Annotated in this window: 29 protein-coding genes and 1 riboswitch; of the genes, 17 read left to right on the top strand and 12 right to left on the bottom strand. The window is 61.6% G+C overall.

Annotated elements, in window-relative coordinates:
* The first annotated feature begins 673 nt into the window (after window positions 1–673).
* The gene (locus IVA95_RS18635; RefSeq protein ID WP_247511797.1) at window positions 674–1,366 is read left to right on the top strand and encodes a glutathione S-transferase family protein; all 693 of its coding nucleotides are present in this window, start codon (window positions 674–676) and stop codon (window positions 1,364–1,366) included.
* 66 nt (window positions 1,367–1,432) lie between these two features.
* Here the strand turns inward: IVA95_RS18635 and IVA95_RS18630 are convergent, their stop codons facing one another.
* Entirely contained in the window at window positions 1,433–2,281 is an 849-nt protein-coding gene (locus IVA95_RS18630; RefSeq protein ID WP_247511796.1) for a metal-dependent phosphohydrolase, read from the bottom strand.
* A gap of 357 nt (window positions 2,282–2,638) precedes the next feature.
* On the opposite strand from IVA95_RS18630, the gene IVA95_RS18625 reads away from it, so the two are divergent.
* From IVA95_RS18625 to IVA95_RS18595, 7 genes are all read left to right on the top strand, one after another.
* Complete coding sequence (locus IVA95_RS18625) at window positions 2,639–2,815, top strand: hypothetical protein (RefSeq protein ID WP_247511795.1); 177 nt, start codon at window positions 2,639–2,641, stop codon at window positions 2,813–2,815.
* Between the two features lie 253 nt (window positions 2,816–3,068).
* Window positions 3,069–3,518 carry a nuclear transport factor 2 family protein gene (locus IVA95_RS18620; protein WP_213248175.1) on the top strand — a complete coding sequence of 150 codons (450 nt, stop codon included), beginning with the start codon at window positions 3,069–3,071 and terminating at the stop codon, window positions 3,516–3,518.
* Window positions 3,519–3,663: 145 nt separating this feature from the next.
* Window positions 3,664–3,930, top strand: a complete 267-nt coding sequence (locus tag IVA95_RS18615) for a hypothetical protein (protein ID WP_247511813.1) — start codon at window positions 3,664–3,666, stop codon at window positions 3,928–3,930.
* 172 nt (window positions 3,931–4,102) lie between these two features.
* On the top strand, window positions 4,103–4,537 hold the full coding sequence (locus tag IVA95_RS18610) for a nuclear transport factor 2 family protein (protein WP_247511812.1): 435 nt from the start codon (window positions 4,103–4,105) through the stop codon (window positions 4,535–4,537).
* 196 nt (window positions 4,538–4,733) lie between these two features.
* Complete coding sequence (locus tag IVA95_RS18605) at window positions 4,734–5,636, top strand: hypothetical protein (protein WP_247511794.1); 903 nt, start codon at window positions 4,734–4,736, stop codon at window positions 5,634–5,636.
* 183 nt (window positions 5,637–5,819) lie between these two features.
* Window positions 5,820–6,236: a hypothetical protein gene (locus IVA95_RS18600; RefSeq protein ID WP_213248169.1), complete on the top strand. Its 417-nt coding sequence runs from the start codon at window positions 5,820–5,822 to the stop codon at window positions 6,234–6,236.
* A 155-nt stretch (window positions 6,237–6,391) separates the two neighbouring features.
* Complete coding sequence (locus IVA95_RS18595) at window positions 6,392–6,529, top strand: hypothetical protein (protein WP_247511793.1); 138 nt, start codon at window positions 6,392–6,394, stop codon at window positions 6,527–6,529.
* 41 nt (window positions 6,530–6,570) lie between these two features.
* On the opposite strand, the gene IVA95_RS18590 is transcribed toward IVA95_RS18595, so the two are convergent.
* From IVA95_RS18590 to IVA95_RS18580, 3 genes are all read right to left on the bottom strand, one after another.
* Complete coding sequence (locus IVA95_RS18590) at window positions 6,571–6,714, bottom strand: hypothetical protein (RefSeq protein WP_213248166.1); 144 nt, start codon at window positions 6,712–6,714, stop codon at window positions 6,571–6,573.
* 258 nt (window positions 6,715–6,972) lie between these two features.
* Window positions 6,973–7,452: a MaoC family dehydratase gene (locus IVA95_RS18585; RefSeq protein ID WP_247511792.1), complete on the bottom strand. Its 480-nt coding sequence runs from the start codon at window positions 7,450–7,452 to the stop codon at window positions 6,973–6,975.
* Window positions 7,453–7,454: 2 nt separating this feature from the next.
* Window positions 7,455–7,916: a MaoC family dehydratase gene (locus IVA95_RS18580; protein WP_065731398.1), complete on the bottom strand. Its 462-nt coding sequence runs from the start codon at window positions 7,914–7,916 to the stop codon at window positions 7,455–7,457.
* Window positions 7,917–8,121: 205 nt separating this feature from the next.
* On the opposite strand from IVA95_RS18580, the gene IVA95_RS18575 reads away from it, so the two are divergent.
* The gene (locus tag IVA95_RS18575; RefSeq protein WP_213248160.1) at window positions 8,122–8,415 is read left to right on the top strand and encodes a DUF4282 domain-containing protein; all 294 of its coding nucleotides are present in this window, start codon (window positions 8,122–8,124) and stop codon (window positions 8,413–8,415) included.
* 114 nt (window positions 8,416–8,529) lie between these two features.
* Here IVA95_RS18575 and ychF read toward each other — a convergent pair whose 3' ends face one another.
* From ychF to IVA95_RS18555, 4 genes are all read right to left on the bottom strand, one after another.
* On the bottom strand, window positions 8,530–9,627 hold the full coding sequence (ychF, locus tag IVA95_RS18570; RefSeq protein ID WP_213248158.1) for a redox-regulated ATPase YchF: 1,098 nt from the start codon (window positions 9,625–9,627) through the stop codon (window positions 8,530–8,532).
* 160 nt (window positions 9,628–9,787) lie between these two features.
* Window positions 9,788–10,396: an aminoacyl-tRNA hydrolase gene (pth, locus tag IVA95_RS18565; RefSeq protein ID WP_247511791.1), complete on the bottom strand. Its 609-nt coding sequence runs from the start codon at window positions 10,394–10,396 to the stop codon at window positions 9,788–9,790.
* Window positions 10,397–10,417: 21 nt separating this feature from the next.
* Window positions 10,418–11,140 carry a 50S ribosomal protein L25/general stress protein Ctc gene (locus IVA95_RS18560; protein ID WP_213248154.1) on the bottom strand — a complete coding sequence of 241 codons (723 nt, stop codon included), beginning with the start codon at window positions 11,138–11,140 and terminating at the stop codon, window positions 10,418–10,420.
* 322 nt (window positions 11,141–11,462) lie between these two features.
* Complete coding sequence (locus tag IVA95_RS18555; RefSeq protein ID WP_213248151.1) at window positions 11,463–11,753, bottom strand: accessory factor UbiK family protein; 291 nt, start codon at window positions 11,751–11,753, stop codon at window positions 11,463–11,465.
* 184 nt (window positions 11,754–11,937) lie between these two features.
* On the opposite strand from IVA95_RS18555, the gene IVA95_RS18550 reads away from it, so the two are divergent.
* From IVA95_RS18550 to pgeF, 4 genes are read left to right on the top strand one after another with little or no spacing between them, the layout of a single operon-like run.
* Window positions 11,938–12,672, top strand: a complete 735-nt coding sequence (locus IVA95_RS18550) for a dienelactone hydrolase family protein (RefSeq protein ID WP_247511790.1) — start codon at window positions 11,938–11,940, stop codon at window positions 12,670–12,672.
* 12 nt (window positions 12,673–12,684) lie between these two features.
* Window positions 12,685–13,530 (top strand): prolipoprotein diacylglyceryl transferase, encoded by an 846-nt coding sequence (gene lgt, locus IVA95_RS18545; RefSeq protein ID WP_247511789.1) that lies wholly within the window; start codon window positions 12,685–12,687, stop codon window positions 13,528–13,530.
* 8 nt (window positions 13,531–13,538) lie between these two features.
* Complete coding sequence (locus IVA95_RS18540) at window positions 13,539–14,666, top strand: class I SAM-dependent methyltransferase (RefSeq protein WP_247511788.1); 1,128 nt, start codon at window positions 13,539–13,541, stop codon at window positions 14,664–14,666.
* Window positions 14,663–15,430, top strand: a complete 768-nt coding sequence (pgeF, locus tag IVA95_RS18535; RefSeq protein ID WP_247511787.1) for a peptidoglycan editing factor PgeF — start codon at window positions 14,663–14,665, stop codon at window positions 15,428–15,430. The genes IVA95_RS18540 and pgeF overlap by 4 nt, the downstream gene beginning before the upstream one ends.
* 4 nt (window positions 15,431–15,434) lie before the next feature.
* Here the strand turns inward: pgeF and IVA95_RS39030 are convergent, their stop codons facing one another.
* Window positions 15,435–15,632, bottom strand: a complete 198-nt coding sequence (locus tag IVA95_RS39030; protein WP_247511786.1) for a zinc-binding dehydrogenase — start codon at window positions 15,630–15,632, stop codon at window positions 15,435–15,437.
* Window positions 15,633–15,678: 46 nt separating this feature from the next.
* On the opposite strand from IVA95_RS39030, the gene IVA95_RS18525 reads away from it, so the two are divergent.
* Both IVA95_RS18525 and IVA95_RS18520 read left to right on the top strand, forming a co-directional pair.
* Window positions 15,679–16,302, top strand: coding sequence for a hypothetical protein (locus IVA95_RS18525; RefSeq protein WP_247511785.1), 624 nt, complete (start codon window positions 15,679–15,681; stop codon window positions 16,300–16,302).
* A 171-nt stretch (window positions 16,303–16,473) separates the two neighbouring features.
* Window positions 16,474–17,427 carry a ribose-phosphate pyrophosphokinase gene (locus IVA95_RS18520; protein ID WP_213248136.1) on the top strand — a complete coding sequence of 318 codons (954 nt, stop codon included), beginning with the start codon at window positions 16,474–16,476 and terminating at the stop codon, window positions 17,425–17,427.
* Between the two features lie 158 nt (window positions 17,428–17,585).
* On the opposite strand, the gene IVA95_RS18515 is transcribed toward IVA95_RS18520, so the two are convergent.
* From IVA95_RS18515 to IVA95_RS18505, 3 genes are all read right to left on the bottom strand, one after another.
* The gene (locus tag IVA95_RS18515) at window positions 17,586–18,401 is read right to left on the bottom strand and encodes an SDR family oxidoreductase (protein WP_247511784.1); all 816 of its coding nucleotides are present in this window, start codon (window positions 18,399–18,401) and stop codon (window positions 17,586–17,588) included.
* Between the two features lie 146 nt (window positions 18,402–18,547).
* Window positions 18,548–19,126: a 6,7-dimethyl-8-ribityllumazine synthase gene (locus tag IVA95_RS18510; RefSeq protein ID WP_247511783.1), complete on the bottom strand. Its 579-nt coding sequence runs from the start codon at window positions 19,124–19,126 to the stop codon at window positions 18,548–18,550.
* A 77-nt stretch (window positions 19,127–19,203) separates the two neighbouring features.
* A riboswitch (FMN riboswitch) is annotated at window positions 19,204–19,356 on the bottom strand.
* 296 nt (window positions 19,357–19,652) lie between these two features.
* Window positions 19,653–20,348 carry a class I SAM-dependent methyltransferase gene (locus IVA95_RS18505; RefSeq protein ID WP_213248132.1) on the bottom strand — a complete coding sequence of 232 codons (696 nt, stop codon included), beginning with the start codon at window positions 20,346–20,348 and terminating at the stop codon, window positions 19,653–19,655.
* 235 nt (window positions 20,349–20,583) lie between these two features.
* Between IVA95_RS18505 and IVA95_RS18500 the strand changes: the two genes are divergently transcribed.
* Both IVA95_RS18500 and IVA95_RS18495 read left to right on the top strand, forming a co-directional pair.
* Window positions 20,584–21,663 (top strand): glycosyltransferase family 2 protein, encoded by a 1,080-nt coding sequence (locus IVA95_RS18500; RefSeq protein ID WP_247511782.1) that lies wholly within the window; start codon window positions 20,584–20,586, stop codon window positions 21,661–21,663.
* On the top strand, window positions 21,663–22,262 hold the full coding sequence (locus IVA95_RS18495) for a class I SAM-dependent methyltransferase (RefSeq protein ID WP_247511781.1): 600 nt from the start codon (window positions 21,663–21,665) through the stop codon (window positions 22,260–22,262). Before IVA95_RS18500 ends, IVA95_RS18495 begins: the two co-directional genes overlap by 1 nt.
* Window positions 22,263–22,272 lie beyond the last annotated feature (10 nt).

Here is a 22,272-nt window from a genome sequence, read left to right as displayed (position 1 = left end):
TTCTGCGTTATATTGATCGCCCGGCATCGGACGCCAATGCGTCGGCGCGATCTTGCTTGGCTCACCATTTTCAGTGACCCACTGACCCACCTGGGCCGACCAATGAGCAATGTCATAGGTCCCCGTCGGATCATGCTCCAGGATTACGGCTTTTCCATCTCTTGGTGCGGTCTCGATGGCGTGGCGCATTGCAATAAACGCCTCTTCTATCGGTATAATCTTCAGTCGTACTATCTGAGGTACAATCGGGTCGTCGTCTCAATTCGGGTCATGTTCTGAATTTCTCTAGTAAACCCAAGCCTATTCGACCGTGGAAAGGAGATTCAATACTCCTTCCGAGATACTGCCGAAGAGCTCTCATACCCCTTTTGGATACAGCCAAAGGGCTCCCTCAAGTCCGTTGAGGCTTGCGGATCACCCGTAGTGGGCGAACGATTGCGAGATGCCTCAACTTCAACGGCCTATCCGTTCCTCAAGCGGCACCGCTTTGTATCGGAACAATGAGCTAAGATGGCTTTCGTCAGTGCGGGCGGAACGAAGCCATCTGCCGGTCGGCGAAGCGCGAATGGATTGCGTCGGTCTTCGCCTGCAAGCTCTGAGGAACAAGTCGTGGCTTGTCTCGTCGCAATGACAGCGCTTGTGTGCTAGCTGCTGCTCGCGCAAGATGTCGCCAATGTCCCTCAAACGCTACGAACTCCTCGGCACCGATCCATCCCGTCCGTTCAGCCCGTTCTGCTGGCGGACGCGGATGGCGCTGGCGCACAAGGGGCTATCAGCGGAAACCGTTCCATGGTGCTTCACCGAGAAGAGCGCCATCAGGCCGCACGGGTCGGAAAAGGTGCCGGTGCTGCTCGACGGTGACACCGCGGTCGTCGATTCCCGGACGATCGCCAACTATCTCGAAGACAAATATCCGGACCGGCCATCATTGTTCGGCGGCGAGGGCGGCCGCGCGATGGGGCGGATGCTGAACTGGTGGGGCGACGGCGTGATCGGCGGCATTTTTCCGCTCATCATCGCCGACATCCCGCTCAACCTGAAGCCGGAAGACGCCGCCTACTTCCGCAAGACGCGCGAGGCGCGCTTCGGCAAGAAGCTGGAAGACATCATGGCCGACCGCGACAAGGCGGTCGAAGGTTTTCGCAAAAGCCTCGACCCGCTGCGGCTGACGCTCCGGACGCAAGACTTTCTCGGCGGCGCCGCGCCAAACTATGCGGACTATATCGTGTTCGGCGCGTTCCAGTGGGCGCGGATGGTCAGCCCGTTCAAGCTGCTGATGGAAGACGATCCGGTTCATGCCTGGCGCGAGCGGCTGTTCGATGCGTTCGACGGACTGGCGCGCAAGTCGCCGGGATATCATGGTTAGCGCAAGCGACCGTCGCTCGGTCCACGCGACGCTTTGCGACAAGGCGGTGGAGCAGGCAGGCCACGATTACGGCTGCGGGCCGGACAAATTCACTTCGCGCTCAGCCCGAAAAACGTTGCTGTGCAGGTTTGCTATCCATTGTCGTCCGCTCGATGTGACGTTGAGATAGCGTATCGCCGTCTGGATCTGCGGAGCGACGTTGTTCCAGTAGAACTGCGGATATTTATAAACAACGTCTGCCGGCGTCTCGTAGCCGAGCGTTTTGTTCATGCCGACTTCTTCAAATTCGTAGAACAGGGCATTCGCTTTTCTCAGGTAGTTGGGGTCGCCGAGTTGCCCGATGAGGTCGGCCGCGCGCAGCAACAGGCCCTCTTCTTCGGTCAGCTCGTCGTTTGACGATGAATCAACATAGGGAAATCGCGTATACTCGATTGCCCTGGCGATCCGGCTCGCATCGACTTCTTCGGAAGTGTCGAGCCGCTCGAAGACGAACAGCTTCGAGCGGTCCACATGGTAGGCTCCCAGCGCAGCATCGGATGACCCTCGCGCCAGGCGAACGGTACGGCCGCTGAGATCGGCGACGTAGGAATCCCCGTCATCTCCCTGGACGATTCCCCGAACAAATCCGATGTCGTGGCTGAGGCACGCCAGGATGAAGTTGGCATAATCCTCCGGCGTCGTCGGCCGCAGCATTGCCCGGCCCATGAGGATGTCGTGCCCGGCAAGGGTCACGAGCATTGTGTGTTCGATATTGTGGTACAGAGCGTCGCTGTTGCCGATGCATTCCAATGTGAGCCTGGCTGCATAAGGAAGAAATTCAGCCAGCCGGGCTTGGGAGGAGCCAAACCTGCTCCTGGTATCCGCAGCCAGAAATGACCCCAAAGCTTGCGCCACCAGTTCCGGGATTGTGATCATCTGAGCACCGCGTCTCATGTGCGACGTTGGCGCCGGCATGATAGCACATTGCCGTTCTTTCCGGTGGCAAATGTCTGCTCTCGCCACCAGCAGACGTGCCCCACATCTGTATCGGGTACACTCAAAACGCCGGTGATCGGTTGAGAGCCGGACACTCCTCGGCGTGCCTCATTCGCGATAGCCGGTCAGGAGGCTTTGCCTCGCGTTTGGGAATGATGACGTTTCCCGAGGCAAATTACCAGGCAATGATTGCCGGAGCGTCCGCGCAATCGCCGAGGCTATAAATTAGTTCTACCCGATAACGATGTTAGCCGTGACGTAAAATGAAGACGTAAGCTGATCCCGTTGGTGGCCGTCGTGACCGATCTTGAAGCCAAATTGGAGCGGTTCGAGACTCTCAACGCCGAATGCGATTTGATCAGCAAGTTGACATCGGATGGGGCGAAGCGCGAGCTATACCTGCGCCTCGGCTTGCAATACCGCGAACTGGCCGACGACATCCGGACGGTGATCGCAACCAAAGACGCCGCTTAGGAGCCGGCAGCAGGCCGACATCCTTCGAGACGCCCGCTCCGCAGGCTTCTCGGGATGAGGGTTTGAGTGTAATCCGTCCCCCTGCAACAGCCCGTGCGTCTTTCCCTGTGTCGTCGCATCGCGGGCGGCAGTGAACCTTTTGGAAACCACCGCGTCACATACTGTGGGTTCCTTTTGCTGATTGATCCCTCTGCCGTTCCCTTCAGAATGGATTGGGCCGCAGAGCCGGATCGAACCCAGACGGGGTGGACGAATGACCGAGGAATCCCATCGTCAGCGCGTACTGGATTTCCTCAACGTCCTGTATTCCGGCGACGTCGAAGGCGCGCTGGCGCGCTGTACCGACGATATCGAGTCCCTCGCCAACGCCCCGATCGACATACTGCCGCACATGGGCCATCGCCGCGGCAAGGCCGAAATGCGCGAGATGTGGAACGCCGTCCGCGCCCGCTATTCCGAACTGCGCTGCGAGGTGCCGATCCTGGTCGTCGAGGGCGACAAGGCGGCCGCGTTCATCCGCGTGTTCTTCCGCAAGAGCATCAATCAGCGCATGGTGCAGTTCGACATCGCCGGCTTTTACACGCTGCGCGACGGCAAGATCAGCCAGATCAGGGAAATCATCGACACCTTCGATCTGGTCCAGCAGCTGCTCGAACGCGACGTCGCCGCGATTCTGACCGGTAGAAGGCCGGAGCCGATTTAGCATTTGCCATTCAGCGTCATTCCGGGGCGATGCGAAGCATCGAACCCGGAAATGACTCGTGGGGCTGTTGTCCCCCGCGCCCGCCATTGAACCTCACCGCGCCAGCGGTGACACATCACAAGGATTTTCCGGATCAGAACACCTTATGAAGATCGCGTTGCTGGCTTTGCTTGGTTTGGCGTTGGGGGCGCTGGGAGGCGCGGCGATGGGCATCGGGGCGGGTCTCGCCTGGGTGGAAATCTTCAAAACCACGAGTTTTGAAGGCTATAGCGGCATGCTGGTGTTCTTCACTTTCATGCCGCTGGGAGCCGCGATCGGCGGTATCGGCTGCGCCCTGCTGTTCGGCATCATCGCCATTCGCGACGCCGAGATCGCCATCGAGCGCGAGCCGGTGCGCCGCCACGACCGATAATGCGGCCAAAATAGCCGCATTTGTGCATTGCAAAAACGGCAATTGTGTTCTGGCGAAACTGCTCTATTTCTGGCTGCAACAGTGAAGTCCGGTATTTCAGCCCGGCGTCGATGAAGACGCCCGATTGGGCGCGATTGCCGTTTTGAAAATCAGTTTCAAGGACCAAATCAAAATGACAGAGCATAGTCTCTGGCGTTTTTCGCGCGCGTTGTATCGCGCAATCAATGAACGCCAGCCAGCCGATCTCGAAGCCCTGCTCGACGAGGAGATCGACTGGGCGATCTATGGACCGATCGATATGTATCCGTTCTTCGGCTCGCGCCGCGGCAAGGCGGCCGTGATGGAGGTGATCAGGCAGATCGCGGACAATTTCCGCGTCCATCGCTTCGACCGCGAATCGATCATGCTGGGAGTGGATACGGCCGCCTCGATGGTGCGCTATTCGCTGACCGCGCTGGATTCGGAAAAGCCGATCAGCCTGCGCATTGCCCATTTCGCCCAGTTCAGGGCCGGCCGCCTGACCAACTTGCGCGTGCTGGTCGACACCTTCGATCTGGTCGAGCAGACCGTGGGCTACCCGATTCACCTGCCGCGGATGGCGGTGTAGCTGTCGCGGTCGAGGCTCTCTCCGTCATGGCCGGGCCCGTCCCGGGCATCCACGTCTTGCGCTCGGAGACTCTCGAAGACGTGGATGCCCGGCACAAGGCCGGGCATGACGAAGAGCGGCGATCAGCCATAATTTCGCAACAGAGCGAACGCATTGTTGGCGTGACTTGGAATGCGGGCGGGCAATGATTCCGAAAATGCGATTTGGCTGGGCACGGCTGCCAATGCTGGTGGCCGGCGTAAGTTTGGCTTCGATATTGGCTGTGGCGGCGCAAACGCCGCCGAGCGAGGACGAGCCGGAGATGCAGGAGGCTGAAGAAGCCGGGGCCGCTCCCAGCGTCAACGATGCCGACATCATGAAGGACATCGACGTCGAAAAGCTCGACTGGAGCCAGCTCAACGTCGATGCATCGACCCTGACCGACCTGGCGCCGAAGGGAGGCAATTCGTCGAAAGGCGCTGCCAGCGCGGACGCCTCATGGTCCGCCAATGAAAGACCGAACGGCACCTCCGCGGTATCGGTCAAGCAATCCATCTCGCCGTTCTGGGATGCGCGGATCGGCGTCGACATGACGGTCGCGCGGCAAGGCACGGCGACCACCTCCGAACTGCTCTCGGAAAAACTCGCCAATGGCGGCAGCCTGCCGCAATCGTCCGGCACCGCGTGGGCTGCGATCACGGTCCCCGGTGTTGGCTCGATTTGGGACAAGACTGCGGTTGAGGCCCGGGTCGATCCCGGATCCGAGCAGAGCAAGCTCGGCACATCTTTGAGCAAGTCGCTGCCGATCAGCGAGCAATATTCGCTGACCCTGAAGAACGACTACAACCTGATCCAACAGGGCATCGTGCCGGTGCCCGGCATCGTCAGCCATCCGACGCGCAGCTACGAGACCGACCAGTCGGCAAGGCTCAGCATTGCCGACACCGGCACCAGCTTGATCGCCGGCCAGACGCTATCGACATCCGACGACAAGTGGCTGCGCAAGGTCGGCGCCGAGCAAAAGCTGTTCGATAGCGTCACCATCTCCGGCTCGATTGGCGAAACGCCCTCGGGCGCCGCCAACACGAGCCTCAGCGCGGGCTTCAGGCGTAGCTGGTGAGGGCAGAAGTCGTCCCAATTTGACGCGTTCTCCGATCTCGAGGGTACTGCCCCAGAGAATGAACCACCATTGCCGCAGATTGGCCCAGATGCGGACAAAATCGGTGGGACAGATGGGACCCGCTCCACTTCGTCGTGCGGGGGACGTCCGCGCTCGCCTGAAAGCGAAACAGAGGAATAGCCGATGAACGCCATCAATCGTTCCGAACAAGTTGATTCCAACACGGAGGTCGACAGCGATCTCGCCGCCGTATCTGAAGTCGAGGCCGGCATCCGCGATTTCGTTCGCAACGATATCGCCTATCTGCGTCGGCCCGCGGTGGCCCCGGACACCGTGCCGATCGACGCCAATGCCGAAGCGACCGTCAACAACGTCAATTCGCTGATCCAGCGCGTCGCCGGCACGTCGCTGGCGGAAATCGAGAAGTTGATTTCCGAACTCGAAAGCCTCCGCGACTTGCTCCATGCCGAAGGCCAGCGCGTCCAGCGCGAGATCTCGGGCTATGCGCAGCTCAGCCAGGCGGCGATGAAGTCGACGCGGATGATCGCCGACAACGTCACGCAGTGGAAGCGTGCCGCCGACGGCCTGCGCAACAGCTAATCCTATCGTTGCAAAAATCTGACACTCCGCCGCCTTCCGCACGGAAGCGCGGCGGTTTTGTTTGGCTGTATTCAATCTGAACTTTATAAGCACCCTCGCGTCCAAGTACGGATGTCGTCACTTGGCGGCAGGCACCTTTTGAGGACACAGCGGCGATGGAAAACGTTCAGCCAGACAACATGGATTCAATGCCGTTGCGGCAGTCGTCGCATAGCATGGGCACGCTCGTGATCCGCTTCGTCGGACTGCTGACGCTTGCGGTCGTGGCAATGACGCTGATCTGGAGCCGCTGAATCGTTTTGATATCCTGCGTCTATGCTAGCCCGATCCGCAATTACTGGCGGACGAACGCGGTCTCCTCGATCGTGTAGACACCGTCAGCATAGGATTTCACCACCATAGTGGCGGTGAGCATTACCGCCATCGTGACGGTTGCGAAGACAAAGCCGACGAATTTCAGGCCGCTGCGATCTGCCATGGTTATCCCCTCGGTACTTCCCCTGAGACGCATTTGGCAGGCAGAAAGTTCAAAATGCGTTAGCAAAAATCCGGTTTCGTGGAGTCGTGGATTACGAAGCACTAACGAAACAATTGGCTAACCATGTTTCGCCGGGGAGCGCGTAGCCCGGATGGAGCGAAGCGCAATCCGGGAACGCCGGTGATGCCGTTCCCGGATGTCGCGGAGCCTGTCATCGGGCGCGCATTCGCGCGACCCGTTGGCTCATCCGGGCTACAATTAACGACCACTCCGTCGCGGCACGAACGCGGTGGCGAGGAACGAGAACACGACTTCGTGGCGCTGGTTGATGCCGGTATTGCGGGCCTGCAGGATGCCCCATTCGGGACGTTTCTCCGAGGTCCGCTTGGTTTCGACCTGGTTGGAAAAGCGGACGGTATCGCCCGCCAGCACTGGCCTGATCCAGCGCAGTTCACGAAAACCCGGCGACGGCCCCCACACCGCGACCTTCTCACCGCGTGCGGCGGCCTCTGCCGACAGACGCTTGCCATCGGCGACCAAGAGCTTCATGCACACCGCGGCAACGTGCCAGCCCGATGCGGCCAGCCCCCCGAACAGCGATTTGCGACCCTCCTCCTCATCGAGGTGAAAACGCTGCGGATCGAACTGCGCGGCAAACCGCTTGATGTCGTCCGCGGTGAAGGTGAAAGAGCCGAACTCGCGCCGAGCGCCGATCTCGATGTCCTCGAAGAAACGCATCGCTACTCCGCTCCTGCTTCAAGGCGCCGGCGCACGATGATTGGGGACTCCATCTCACACAGTACGACCCCGGCCGCGTTACGGATCGTGCCCTTGAAGGTCACGATGCCGGTCTCGGGCCGGCTCTTCGAAATTCTGGCCTCCGCAACGCTGACATCCAGCGTCAGGTCATCGCCCGGGCGCAGCGGCGCCAGCCAGCGCATTTCGTTGACGCCAGGCGAGCCAAGCGAGGCGGTACGGCCGATAAACCCGTCGAACAGCATCCGCATCATCAGCGAGCCGAGATGCCAGCCCGAACCGGACAGCCCCTTCAGCATCGATGCGTTGGCGGCGGCCTCGTCCAGATGCATTGGTTGCGGGTCGTATTCGGCGGCGAACGCCAAAATCTCCTCGCGCGTGACATGGCGCGGTCCGAACGTGCCGAAATGGCCTGGCGTGAAGTCTTCGAAGGTCAGCGTTGTCATCGATTGAGGATTTGGATTGAGGATTGTGGTGGGGGAAGCCCGATTGTGGCCGTTATTTGCAGCAATCTCAACCCGCCCACCCGCATGGCTCGTTCGCCACGGGCGAGTACCGCCGCCGGCGCTCGCCCTGACTTGCCCGAAGCAATTTTCGGGGCTAGCCCTGTGCCGTCTGGGACAAGGTTTTTGACCCGCCGGAGAACCATCGATGTTCGATTTTCAGGATTTGTTTCAGTGGGACCGCTTTATCACGCCCACGATCATCAAGACTTTCTACTGGCTGGTCATCGGCTTGATCGTGCTGTTCGGCATCGCCGGCATTTTGTCGAGCCTGTCCATCATGGCAATCAGCCCCTTCTATGGATTTGTCCTACTGTTGGCCTCGATTGCCGGCGTCGTAGTCGGTGTGGTGTTTTCGCGCATTGCCGCTGAATTCATCCTGATCGTCTTCCGCGTCAACGAGCATCTCGGCGCGATCCGAGATCAGGGCGGGATGCGGTGATCACGCGGGAATTGTAGTCCGTAGGGTGGGCAAAGCGTAGCGTGCCCACCATTTCCGCGCTGGTTGAGAGATGGTGGGCACGGCGCGATGCGCCTTCCCACCCTACAAGATCTCTCAGGTATTAAACCTGAAATGCATCACGTCGCCGTCGGCGACGACATATTCCTTGCCTTCCAGCCTGAGCTTGCCGGCGTCGCGGGCGCCGGCTTCGCCGTTCAGCGCGACGTAATCGGCATAGGCGATGGTCTCGGCCCGGATAAAGCCCTTTTCGAAATCGGTATGGATCACGCCGGCCGCGGCGGGCGCCTTGGTGCCGCGGTGGATGGTCCAGGCGCGGGCTTCCTTCGGGCCTACGGTGAAATAGGTGATGAGGTCGAGCAACTGGTAGCCGGCGCGGATCAGGCGGTCGAGGCCGGCCTCTTCCAGGCCGAGCGTCTCAAGAAACTCGGCGCGCTCCTCGCGTGACAGGGTCGCAATCTCAGATTCGATCTTGGCCGAGATCACCACTGCGACCGCGCCTTCCTTCTTGGCGTGCTCGAACACCTGTTTTGAGAAGCTGTTGCCCTCCTTGGCCGAACCTTCCTCGACGTTGCAGACATAGAGCACCGGCTTGGAGGTCAAGAGGCCGAGCATACCGAAGGCGCGCTCTTCCTCCGGCTTGCGCTCCAGTGCCCGCGCCGGTTTGCCCTCGCGCAGCAGCACCAGCGCGCGGTTAACGAGGTCGAGCGCTTCCTTGGCTTCCTTGTCGTTGCCCTTGGCCTTCTTGGCCAAATTGTCGACCCGCTTTTCCAGGCTGTCGAGGTCGGCGAGCATCAGTTCGGTCTCGATGGTCTCGATGTCGGCCAACGGCGCGATCTTGCCTTCGACATGGGTGATGTCGGAATCTTCGAAACACCGCACCACATGCGCAACCGCGTCGACCTCGCGAATGGTGGCGAGGAACTGGTTGCCGAGGCCTTCGCCCTTCGAAGCGCCGCGCACGAGCCCTGCGATATCGACGAAGGTCAGCCGCGTCGGGATGATCTGCGCCGAACCAGCGATCGCCGATAGCTTGTCCAGCCTGGGATCAGGCACGGCGACTTCGCCGACATTGGGTTCGATGGTGCAGAACGGATAATTCGCCGCCTGCGCCGCTGCCGTCTCGGTCAGCGCATTGAACAGCGTCGACTTGCCGACATTGGGCAGGCCAACGATACCGCATTTGAATCCCATTTCGTCCTCAACGATTTCTCTTCGTCATGGCCGGGCTCGTCCCGGCCATCCACGTCTTGTTTCGCTCGTTGCAAGGAAGACGTGGATGCCCGGCACATCTGCGCGAAGACGCGCTTCGCGCTTTAGGCCGGACATGACGGCGGAGTGCTAGTACGAGAAGTCAGTCCTGCTTTCCGCCGTCTTCCTTGTCGAAAATTCCCTTGGCCTGCAGCGCCAGATGCACCTTGTTCTGGAACGAGGAGTCGTGCCCTGCCGCCAGCAAGCCCGCATTCTCGGCCACCGCGGCGCACAGGGCTTCCACCCAGGCGCGGTCGCTCTTTGCGAAATCCGAGAGCACGTGGCCGTGCACCAGTTCCTTGACGCCGGGATGGCCAATCCCGAGCCGCACGCGGCGATATTCGTTGCCGATATGCGAGGTGATCGAGCGCAGCCCGTTGTGGCCGGCGATACCACCGCCGACCTTGACGCGGACTTTCGCCCGCGGCAGTTCGAGCTCGTCCTGAAACACGGTGACGTCGGAAGCGCCGAGCTTGAAGAAGTTGACAGCTTCCTGAACCGCGCGCCCGGACTCGTTCATGTAGGTGGTCGGCCGAAGCAGAACGACCTTCTCGCGATCGAGCGTGCCTTCGGATGTCTCGCCCTGAAAACGGCGGCGCCACGGTGCGAAACCGTGACGCCGCGCAATTTCATCGACGGCCATGAACCCGATGTTGTGCCGGTTGTTCGCGTATTTCGAACCGGGGTTACCTAGGCCAACAAACAGGCGCATGACGCGGCATCCTGCCGCTGCTTACTTCTTCTTGTCGCCACCAGCCGGCGCCTTAGCGCCAGCCGCCGGGGCGGCAGCTCCCGCTGCAGGCGCGGCAGCAGCAGCCGGAGCGGCACCCGCCGCCGGAGCGGCCGTGCCTGCAGCCGCGGCAGCCGCCGCAGCCTTCTGTTCTTCGGCGTAGCCGGACGGCGGCACGATGGTCACCAGCGTCGCGTCTTCGCGCGAGAGCGCCTTCACGCCCGTCGGGAGCTTGATGTCGGAGAGATGCAGCGAGTAGCTGATTTCCAGCGCGCCGACATCGGCTTCGAGGTACTGCGGGATGTTGTCGACCGAACATTCGAGGTCGATGGTGTGGGTGACGATGTTGACGGTGCCGCCGCGCTTGACACCGGGCGAGGTTTCGCCGTTCACGACGTGCAGCGGAACGCTGACGCGGATGGTGGCGCCTTCGCCGAGCCGCAGGAAGTCGACATGCAGCGGGAAGTCCTTCACCGGATCGAGGTGGAAGTCGCGCGGAATCACGCGGTGCTTCTTGCCCTCGAGATCGATGTCGTAAATCGTGGTCAGGAAACGGCCGGCCAGGATGCGCTGGCGCAATTCCTTGTCGTCGACCGAGATGGTCACGGGGGGCTGATTGTTGCCGTAGATCACTCCGGGCACTCTCCCGGCGCGACGCTCTGCCCGGGCGGCCCCCTTGCCGCTCTGCGGACGCGCTGTCGCCTTCAATTCCTTGACGGTCGCCATCGTGCTAAGTCCTTGTTTTCTAAAAAGTTAAAGGCCGCATCGCGGCCCGTTGGCGTCCCACAGCAAGCCTCCAGGGGTGCGGGGGCTGCGGACGTGGCGGGCTTTTAGCCCCAAAGGGGCGGAATGACAAGGAAATGAAGGGATTTTTATTGGGTTTGCACCCTCCCCTGGAGGGGGAGGGTCGACGCGCGCGAAGCGCGTGGCGGGGTGACGGTCTATCCTCTCGATCGGTGCCCGAATGGAGAGATCACCCCACCCCGCCACGCATCTCGCTTCGCTCGATCCGTGCCGACCCTCCCCCTCCAGGGGAGGGTGAAATCCCCTACCCGTCCGCCATGCTGCCGGCATCCGGCGCGGCCGGCGAAATGCCGAGCTTGGCTTCCAAGGCCGCGATCCGGCTCTTCAGCGCCTCGTTCTCCTCGCGCGCCAGGCGGGCCATATCCTTGACCACGTCGAACTCCTCGCGCTTGACGACATCGAGATCGCGCAGGATGCGTTCGGCCTGGCTTCGCATGACGGTATCGACCTCGCGCTTGACGCCCTGGGCGGCGCCGGCAGCATCGTTCATCAAACGGCCGATCTCGTCGAAAAACCGATTGCTGGTCTGGGTCATCTGGAACGCTCCGGTCGCTGCAAATTGCTCGTCACGACAAGACAATGGCAATCCCAAGGGAAACGTTCAAGAGCGCGGTTCAACGCCAACGTGACGGCCGCTCGCCTTGTCATGCTGCAGTTTCCTTGCAATCGTATCGAATACCCAGCCGGACACCAGAATCACAAAGCAAAAAGAAGCGCCCATGTTCGACCAGCAGATCGATATTGCGACCAAGGACGGCAAGATCACGACCTTCATCACCCATCCCGAGCGCGGCGGCCCCTTCCCGGTCATCATCTTTTACATGGACGCACCGGCGATCCGCGAGGAACTGCGCGATATGGCGCGGCGGCTCGGCACGTCGGGCTATTACGTGATGCTGCCCAACCTGTACTACCGCTCCGGCGTCATGGAGTTGGGGCCAATCCCGCCTGATCCGGAAGCGCCCGAGCGCAAGCGGATGTTCGGCTTCATGAACTCCATCAATATTCCCATGGTGATGGAGGACACCAAGGCCCTGCTCGCTTATGCAGAGACTCAACCTGCCGCAAATACGAAGATCGTCGGCACCATCGGCTACTGCATGAGCGGCCGCTACGCGGTCAACGCGGCAACGCATTTTCCGGATCGAGTGAAGGCGGCGGCTTCGATCTACGGAACGCATCTCGCGACCGACCAGCCCGACAGCCCGCATCTCGCCGCAAGCAAGACCAAGGCCGAACTCTATTTCGCCTGCGCCGAGACCGACATCTACGCGCTGCAGGAGATCATCGATAAGGTGAAGCAGGCAATGGAAGGCACGAAGAACGAGGTCGAGATCTATCCCGGCACCCATCACGGCTTCGCCTTCCCGAAGCGGCCGGTCTATCACCGCGACGCTGCTGAGCGGCACTGGGAGCGGCTGCTGGCGCTCTATCGCCGCAACCTCGCGCAGTAGACCTCCCGCCCGATGCCCCTTCTCACCATAACCTTTCCGGAAATCGATCCGGTCGCCATCTCGATCGGACCGTTCGCGATCCGATGGTATGCGCTGGCCTATATCTGCGGCATCGTGCTCGGATGGATCTATGCGCGCGCGCTAATCAGGAAAGAAAAATTATGGGGCGGGCCGGCGCCGATCGCACCCGTGCAGCTCGACGACTTCATTCTCTGGGTCACGATCGGCATCATCGTCGGCGGCCGCACCGGCTATGTGCTGTTCTACAACCCGGCCTTCTTCATGCAGAACCCCATCGCCATTCTCAAACTATGGGAAGGCGGCATGTCCTTTCATGGCGGCTTTCTCGGCTGCGTCGCCGCGGTGATGCTGTTTGCGGTCAAGAACAATATCTCCATCCTGTCGCTTGGCGACATCACGACCGCGGTCGCTCCGATCGGAATATTCCTTGGGCGGCTCGCCAACTTCATCAAAGGCGAATTGTGGGGCCGTGAGGCGGATGCCAGCGTGCCCTGGAGAATGGTCTTTCCCGATGACCCGTCTCAACTTTTCCGCCACCCTAGCCAGCTCTACGAAGCGGCGCTCGAGGGCATCCTGCTGTTTGCAATCCTGGCTGTCATGGTCCGGATGGGCGCGTTGAAACGGCCGGGCCTGATCCTCGGCAGCTTCATCGCGATCTACGCGCTGGCGCGCATTACCAGCGAATTCTTCCGTGAACCGGACCCGCAACTCGGATTTTTGTGGGGCGGGCTGACCATGGGTATGCTGTTGTCGGTACCGATGCTCATTGCCGGCGTCATCCTTGTCATGGTGGCATGGCGCCGCGAGACGCCGCAGCATATAGAGAAGTCGATTTAAGGCAGGCCGTGACCGAATTTTCGCCGTTACAGTCGGAGATCCATAAGCTGATCAGATCGTCAGGACCGATGCCGGTCTGGCGGTACATGGAACTGTGCCTGATGCATCCTGAGCACGGCTATTACGTGTCGCGCGATCCATTGGGCCGTGAGGGCGATTTCACCACCGCGCCCGAGGTCAGCCAGATGTTCGGCGAACTGCTCGGTCTATGGACGGCCTCGGTCTGGAAGACGATCGGTTCACCGCCGATGCTGCGGCTGGTCGAACTCGGCCCGGGCCGCGGCACCATGATGGCGGACGCGCTCCGCGCTGTCAGGGTGCTGCCGCCGCTCTATCAATCGGTCCAGATCCATCTCGTCGAAATCAATCCGGTGCTGCGCGAGAAGCAGCAGGCAACGCTATCCGGCGCGCGCAACATCACCTGGCATGACAGTATCGACGACGTGCCCGAGGGCCCCGCGGTCATTCTCGCCAACGAATATTTCGACGTGCTGCCGATCCATCAGGTGGTCAAGCGCGAAACCGGCTGGCACGAGCGCGTTGTCAACCTCGACGCCAATGGCAAGCTGGTATTCGCCGCCGCGGATGACCCGATACCGCGCTTCGAAGTGCTGCTGCCGCCACTGGTGCGCGCGGCCCCGATCGGCGCCGTGTTCGAATGGCGGCCGGATACCGAGATGATGAAGATCGCGGCGCGGGTGCGCGACCAGGACGGTGCTGCACTGATCATCGATTACGGCCATCTGCGCAGTGATGCCGGCGACACCTTCCAGGCGATCGCCCGCCACAGCTTTGCCGATCCCTTGAAGAATCCAGGCCAGGCCGACGTCACCGCCCATGTCGATTTCCAGGCGCTGGCGCGCGCGGCGGAGGACGTCGGCGCGCGCGTTCATGGCCCGGTGACGCAGGGCGAGTTCCTCAAACGGCTCGGCATCGAGACCCGGGCCGTTACATTGATGGGAAAGACCACCCCGGAAGTTTCCGCTGACATTTCCGCCGCGCTCAAGCGCCTGACCGACAGCGGCCGCGGCGGCATGGGATCGATGTTCAAGGTGCTTGCGGTTACCCAACCCAATCTCACCGCGGTCGCAGGTCTCAGCGACGAACCGCCGGCGCCGGGAGACGAAAAAGCATGACGTTCGGATCGTCGCTGCTCGCAGCCATTCCCGGGCTGCGCCACGCGTTCTTCACCCGCGAGGGCGGGGTATCAGGTGGAATTTACGAAGGACTCAATGGCGGATTGGGCTCCAATGACGATCCGGCCAATGTCGCGGAAAACCGCCGCCGGATGGCCGAGCGGATGGGCGTTGCGCCCGAACATCTTCTCAGTGTGCACCAGATCCATTCACCCGACGCCGTGGTCGCGACCGGACCATGGCAGGGCGACAAGCCGCGCGCCGACGCGCTCGTCACGCGCACAGAAGGTATCGCCATCAGCGTTACCGCCGCGGATTGCGGCCCGATCCTGTTCGCCGACGCCAGCGCCCGCGTGATCGGCGCGGCGCACGCCGGCTGGAAGGGCGCGCTGACCGGCGTGCTGGAATCCACCATCGAGGCGATGGAAAAACTCGGCGCCGACCGCTCCGGCATCGTCGCCGCCATCGGCCCCCTGATCCGCCAGCACTCCTACGAAGTCGGCAGCGAATTCGTGGAGCGCTTCATGGATGCCGACGCCGAGAATGCAATGTTCTTCATTCCCTCGGTTCGATCAGGACATTCGATGTTCAACCTCGCCGGCTTCATCCGCATGCGGCTGGAGAACGCCGGCATCCTGATGATCGACGACCTTGGTGTCGACACCTATTCCGACGAGCGCTTCTACAGCTACCGTCGTTCGGTGCACCGGAAAGAGCCGGACTACGGCCGCCACGTTCACGCAATCGCGCTGGCGAGCGAGTGATTTCCTACTTCAACCGCAGCACCACCTTGCCTCGCGCTCGGCCGGCTTTCAGGTAGGTGAGCGCCGCAGGCAACTGCTCGAAAGGAAATTCGCGTCGAGGCCAAAGGCTCGCATGGATCATCCCGCGCGGTTGAAGAATTCTGGCAACAACAAGGAGAGACCGGACGAGCTGGCCGCCATCTTTTTTGGCGAGCTTATCCACGCGCTGCCCTAGACCTTAACACATTTTAACGATATCGCAGGGAGCAATGAGGAACACCTTGATTGCTTCGTATCTACGAGCTCCGCGCGCCTTGATGGCCGCGGCGCTGCTTGTCATTTCTTGTGCGCTCGGTGGCTGTGCCGGCGGCGGCGGCGCGGCCAGCGGCTCGTATGCGATGGCCCCGAGCGCGGGCGGCGGTCCTACCGTGGCATTTGAATCGATCGATGGTCCGCCGCCGCAGGTGTTCGACCGAATGGTCAACGTGCTCGATAGCGAATCGAAGCTCCGAAATCTGTCGATCGTCTCGCGCGAGGGCGGAGCATCCTACCGCGTGCGCAGCTATCTCTCGGCGCAGGTGGTTCGCGGCAAGACCGTGATTGCCTGGGTCTGGGACGTCTATGACAACAACCAGCAGCGTGCGCTGCGACTTTCCGGCGAAGAGCCGGCCGGCAAGGCTGGCCGCGACGCCTGGGCGGCGGCCGACGACCTCGTGTTGCGGAAAATAGCGCAGGCCGGCCTCAGCGGTCTGTCCGGCATGATCAACGGAAGCCCGGATGCAGGGCCTGCGCCGGCTCCGGAGCGTCGCGGTCCCGCGGTCGCGAGTGCGGAAGAAACAGTACCCGCCCAAGGTGCAGCCGACGTCACAGCGCTCAGTTTCAGCGTCCAATAAACAGCCGCATAAAGTCCCATATCGGCCGATTTTTGACCGGGAAAACGGCATCAACGGGTTGCCAGCCGAGCCGCCCGCCTGATATCTCCTCGCTCACCAAAACGCGCCGGTTCCCGAGGACTTCTCGATATGCTGAACGTCGTATCCAGCAAGGCGCGAGGAGAAGCGTTGATGGCGGCCAAAAACGGCTCAATCAAGCTGGTCGCCGGTAATTCCAATCCCGCGCTGGCCCAGGAAATCGCCAACTGGCTGCATCTGCCGCTGACCAAGGCGGTGGTCCGGCGCTTCGCCGACATGGAAATCTTCGTCGAAATCCAGGAAAACGTCCGCGGTTCGGACGTCTACATCATCCAGTCGACGTCGTTTCCGGCCAACGACCACCTGATGGAACTTCTGATCATCACCGACGCGCTGCGCCGGGCCTCCGCCCGCCGCATCACGGCCGTGGTCCCCTATTTCGGCTATGCGCGGCAGGACCGAAAGGTCGGGTCGCGCTCGCCGATTTCGGCCAAGCTCGTTGCCAACCTGATCACCCATGCCGGCGTCGATCGCGTGATGACGCTCGATTTGCACGCCGGGCAGATCCAGGGCTTCTTCGATATCCCGACCGACAATCTCTACGCCTCGCCGGTCATGGTGCGCGACATCAAGGAGCGCTTCGACCTCGGCAATGTAATGGTGGTATCGCCCGACGTCGGCGGCGTCGTGCGCGCCCGCGGACTGGCCAAGCGCATCAACACGCCGCTCGCCATCATCGACAAGCGCCGCGAGCGTGCCGGTGAATCCGAAGTCATGAACGTGATCGGCGACTGCGCCGGCTACACCTGCATCCTGATCGACGACATCGTCGATTCCGGCGGCACGCTGGTGAACGCGGCCGACGCCCTGATCGCCAACGGCGCCAAGGAAGTCTACGCCTATATCAGCCACGGCGTGCTCTCGGGCGGCGCTGCCGCGCGCATCGCCTCGTCGAAGCTGAAAGAGCTCGTCATCACCGACTCGATCCTTCCGACGGAAGCGGTCAACAAGGCCGCCAACATCCGCACGCTGTCGATCGCGCCCCTGATCGCCGAAGCGATCAGCCGCACCGCGTCGGAAGAATCGGTGTCGAGCCTGTTCGACTAGGTTGCCCTTGTAGGGTGGGCAAAGCCAACGGGTCGCGCGAATGCGCGCCCGATGACAGGCTCCGCGGCGTCTCGAAGGATGAATGGCACTAGCGGGGCCGCATGGTTCGAGACGGCGCTAAAGCGCCTCCTCACCATGAGGGTTTAGCAGGCGCCTTGCTATTCAAACCCTGGTCGCGGCACCAAATTCATCAGCATATTGGCGTAGCCGCCATCGACCATGATCTCCTCGCCGTTGACATAAGACGCGCGATCGCTGGCGAGAAACAATATCGCATCGGCCATATCCTGCGGCATGCCGACCCGCCGCAACGGCACGACGGCGGCGCGGCGTTCGGTGACGCCGGGTGTATCGTAGAACGCCTGACTCATCGGCGTGATCACCATGCCGGGACTGACGACATTGCTGCGGATGCCATGCGGTCCCCACTCGTTGGCGAGTTGCTGCGAGAGCATGATTACGCCGGCCTTGCTGACGCTGTAGGCGCCGCTCTTCCCCTGCGCATTGCTGCCGGCGATCGAGGCGACGTGAACCAGGCTGCCGCGGCCATGCGCGCGCATCTGCCGGCCGAACACCTGCGCGCAGAGGAAGTAGCCGGTCAGGTTGACGGTGAGAACGGCATTCCATTCGGCAAGCGACAAGGTGTCGAGCGCACCGGGACGCAGCACCGCCGCGGTGTTGACCAGCACGTCGCACGGCGCCAGCGATTTCTCGATCATCGCGGCCGCAGCGGTGACGCTCTCGACATCCGTCGTATCGCAACGCGCGATGACATGGTCAGCGCCGAGCTTGGCGAGCTCGGCGCGCGTTACCTCAAGCCCGCGTTCATCGAGATCGATCGCGGCCACGCGGGCGCCGGTCTGGGCAAAACTGAGGGTAACAGCGCGGCCGATCCCGCCTCCCCCGCCCGTCACCACGCAAACGCGGCCGGATAGGCCGAGCCAATCGGAAGGTTCTCTTTCGGCGTTGACCATCGATGCCTCCAATTGAGAATGCATTCGCCATTGCGAGCCAACGGGTCGCGCAAATGCGCGCCCGATGACAGGCTCCGCGAAGCAATCCATCGAACCGCAAGTAGATAGATTGCTTCGTCACTTCGTTCCTACAATGACGGGACTAGCTACCCCCCAATCCCCGCTGCCACCTGGCCGCGCAGCCGCTCCAGGCTGTGCAGCGTGTTGGCGCAGGCCTCCGCGACCTCGATGCCCTTGATGACGAAATGTTTGCGGAAGAATTCGTGGTGCACGGCGCTTTCATGGAATTGCTGCGGCGTCAGCACCGCCGAGAATACCGGCACCTCGGTCCTGAGCTGCACGTCCATCAGCGCCTTGATCACGGTGTCGGCGACGAATTCGTGGCGATAGATGCCGCCGTCGACCACGAGGCCGGCGGCCACGATCGCGGTGTAGCGCCGCGTCTTGGCGAGCAGTTGCGCGTGCAAGGGAATCTCGAACGAGCCCGGCACCTCGAACAGATCGACCTGCGCGCGCGTGATATGGCGCGCCTCGATCTCTTCGAGGAAGGCAATGCGGCATTCCTCGACCACGTCGCGGTGCCATGACGACTGCACGAAGGCGATGCGCTGCGGCTTGACGAAACGCGGATGCACCGGCGCCGGCGGACGCTCGGGCACGTCAGGAACGTGATGGGCTTCGGCTGCTTGGGATTGGACTTCAGGCTCTTGCAACATCTGATTCATGGCTTTCCTCTTTCAGGACCAGAATCAGGGCATACGGAACGACGCCGACCCACGCGCAAAGGTGCGAGGCCGCCGCAAACCGTTCTCTTTCATCCGGACTATAACCGTCGGCTTCGGAATCACACCGAATCTGCTGACCCTTCTTCTCGAGAGAAAAGAAGGCGCTCGCGGGCTTGGGCTACGTCACCCTTACCGCCGGTGGGGACTTTCACCCCGCCCTGAGAACATCGGCCGCCCGGAATGGACGACCTGCCTTCAGAATATGACCAAGGCCGGGGCGTCAGCAAGCGTCTTTGGCATGGGCAAACGGCATGTCCCTATGCCGCCGAAACAGGGCATGTGGCCTGCCGGATCGCTGTCCTTACTCAAGTCGTGGCAATTGAGATAGGTTTGCTAAGAACAGGGGAACGCTCGACATGAAAATTCTTCGTCGGAATTTCCTCAAGCTCGCCGGCGCACTCATCGCTGCGCCCGCCTTGCCGCGGTTGGCGTCCGCAAGCCGGAGTAAGGGTCCGCCGCCCCGTGGCTACGTCTTTCGTGCGAAGGCTACATATTGCGCACCGAACGGGAGCCAGGCAAGGCCGGCCTCGAGCGGGCGCAACCGCGCGAGGCCGCGCGGGAAAAACAGATTGTATTGAACGCGAGGCGACGCCCATCCCGCGGCACTCAATCGCTTCGCCAGGCTACGCGCAAAAATCAGCCTGGCGTTCTCGTCGAACGGGCAGGTGTTCACCGCATGAACCGTCAGCGGGTTCAGCGGATTGTGCTCGAAGATCGCGATCAGGCCGCCCGGCCGCGTGATCCGGCGCAGCTCCTTCAGCCAGGTCACATGCTCCTCGTGGGGGATGTGATGGAACACGCAAGCGGAGAAGGCAACATCGAACGCGCCGGCTTCGCAGGGAATGCGGCTGTCCTCGATCAGAACATAGTTGCCATTGCCGGGGTAACGCTCCTTGCCCAGCGTGAGGCTGCGCTCCGAGACGTCGGACGATGTCAGGGCAGCGTCCGGAAAATACTTTCGAAAGAACGGAATCGAATTGCCGATCCCTGAGCCGAAATCGCAGATCTGTGAGACGCCGATCTGCTCACGATCGACGATCTGCCGGAGCTGCCTGATCTTGTATTCGGCGAAGTATTCCGGGCCCTCGCCGGTGACCGCCACATTCTCGCGATGCTGCTCGTAATAGGCGTCGGCAAAGCGATCAAATTCAGCCTTGTCCATGTAGGCGATCCTGGTTTCCGAAAAAGGCGGCGGTCGAGCGGCGGCGCGCGGGGCCGGCACTCATCGTGACGCAACGTTTAGATAGCGCCTAAACATTTGATTAATTTAGCCGCAGCCGGCTTCGACGAATCGTAGCCCGGCAGGTCTAAAAATTGATGAACAATTAACCGGGCTTCATCGATTATCGCAGGCAGCACTTCGAACCGATATCATTGCCGGACAGGCTGCCAAACCCATGGAAATTCAGGACGGGACGCCGCGCCCCGGCAAGATGTTTCTGTCCATCGTTGTACCTTGCTACAACGAAGAAGACGGCTTGCGCGAATTTCACCACCAGATGACTTCAGCCGCGCGCGCGCTGTGCGGCCAGCGGTTCGAGCTGATCCTGGTCGATGACGGCTCGACCGACCACACCTGGAAGCTGATCAACCAGCTCTCGGCGGAAGACCGCAATGTCGTCGCGGTCCGGCTTTCCCGTAATCACGGACACCAACTGGCGCTGACGGCCGGGCTTTCCACCGTGCGCGGCGATCTGGTGCTGGTGATCGATGCCGACCTGCAGGATCCGCCGGAATTGCTGACGCCGATGTACGAGATGATGGCGCGCGAAGGCGCCGATGTCGTCTACGGCCTGCGGCGCAGCCGCGCCGGCGAAACCCGTTTCAAGAAGAAATCGGCAGAAGCCTTCTATCGCCTGCTCGCCAGGATCACCCGTGTCCACATCCCCGTGGATACCGGCGACTTCCGGCTGATGACCCGCCGCATCTCCGACCAGCTCGTGCAGATGCCGGAGCATGACCGCTTCATCCGAGGGATGGTGGCATGGCTCGGCTACAAGCAGGTCGCCTACGAGTACGACCGCAATCCCCGCTTCGCCGGCTCAACCAAATACCCGCTGGCGAAAATGATCGGCTTTGCCGCCGACGCGCTGATCAGCTTTTCGATGGTGCCGTTGCGGATCGCGACCTATGTCGGTGCACTCCTGACAACCGTTCTCACCTTTGTCGGCATCGGCGCCGTCATCAGCTGGATCCTGTCGGGCACCGTGCCTGGCTGGACCAGTTTGACGCTACTGGTCGTGATGATTTCGTCAGTCCAGCTCCTCGTGCTCGGGCTGATCGGGGAATATGTCGGACGCATCTATATCCAGTCCAAGAACCGCCCGCTGTTCGTGATCTCGCATATCCACCGTCGTGGGCGGCTGCCGCACCATGCGAGCGACGGCGAGGATCACGTCGAAAAAGCGACGTTCAAGACCTTGCTGGCCCAATCGGGGCCGAAGCCGCGCAGCCACGCCTACGACGAGGCATCCTGATGAAGGCCATTCTGAACCATCCCGCGCTTTACCAGGCCTACCAGAACGCTGGCGGATTCTTTGGCGCCCGCATCAAGGCGATCGCCGATTACCTGACGTTGCGGCCGGGAATGCGGATCATCGACATCGGATGTGGGCCCGGCCATATCCTGCGCCATCTGCCCGAAGATATTGAATATACCGGCTTCGATATCGACGAGGCCTATATCGCCTATGCGAGGCGGTCGTTCGGCCATCTCGGCACGTTTCATTGCCGCCATTTCGACGCCGCAGCCGCCCGCAAATTCGCCGGCGCCGATGTCGTTATGATGAACGGCGTGCTGCATCACATCGGCGACGATGGTCTGCAGGCCACGCTTGCCGACATCCGCGACGTCCTCAAGGAAGACGGCGTCCTGTTCACGCTGGACGGCTGCTATCGCGAAGGGCAGTCTCGCGTCGCCAAATGGCTGCTCGACAAGGACCGCGGCGAATTCGTCCGCGACCGCGATGGTTACGACCGGGTGCTTCGCCGCGCGTTTGGAAAAGTGAACCTCGCGATTCGCGACGATTACTCGCGCGTGCCATACACCTTCATCATCGGCGTATCGCAGAAGTAACCGGCGCCAG

Source organism: Bradyrhizobium sp. 157 (genome assembly GCF_023073815.1).
Taxonomy (GTDB): domain Bacteria; phylum Pseudomonadota; class Alphaproteobacteria; order Rhizobiales; family Xanthobacteraceae; genus Bradyrhizobium.
The sequence above is the reverse complement of the archived record's forward strand: the minus strand, read 5'-3'. Positions and strand labels throughout refer to the sequence as shown.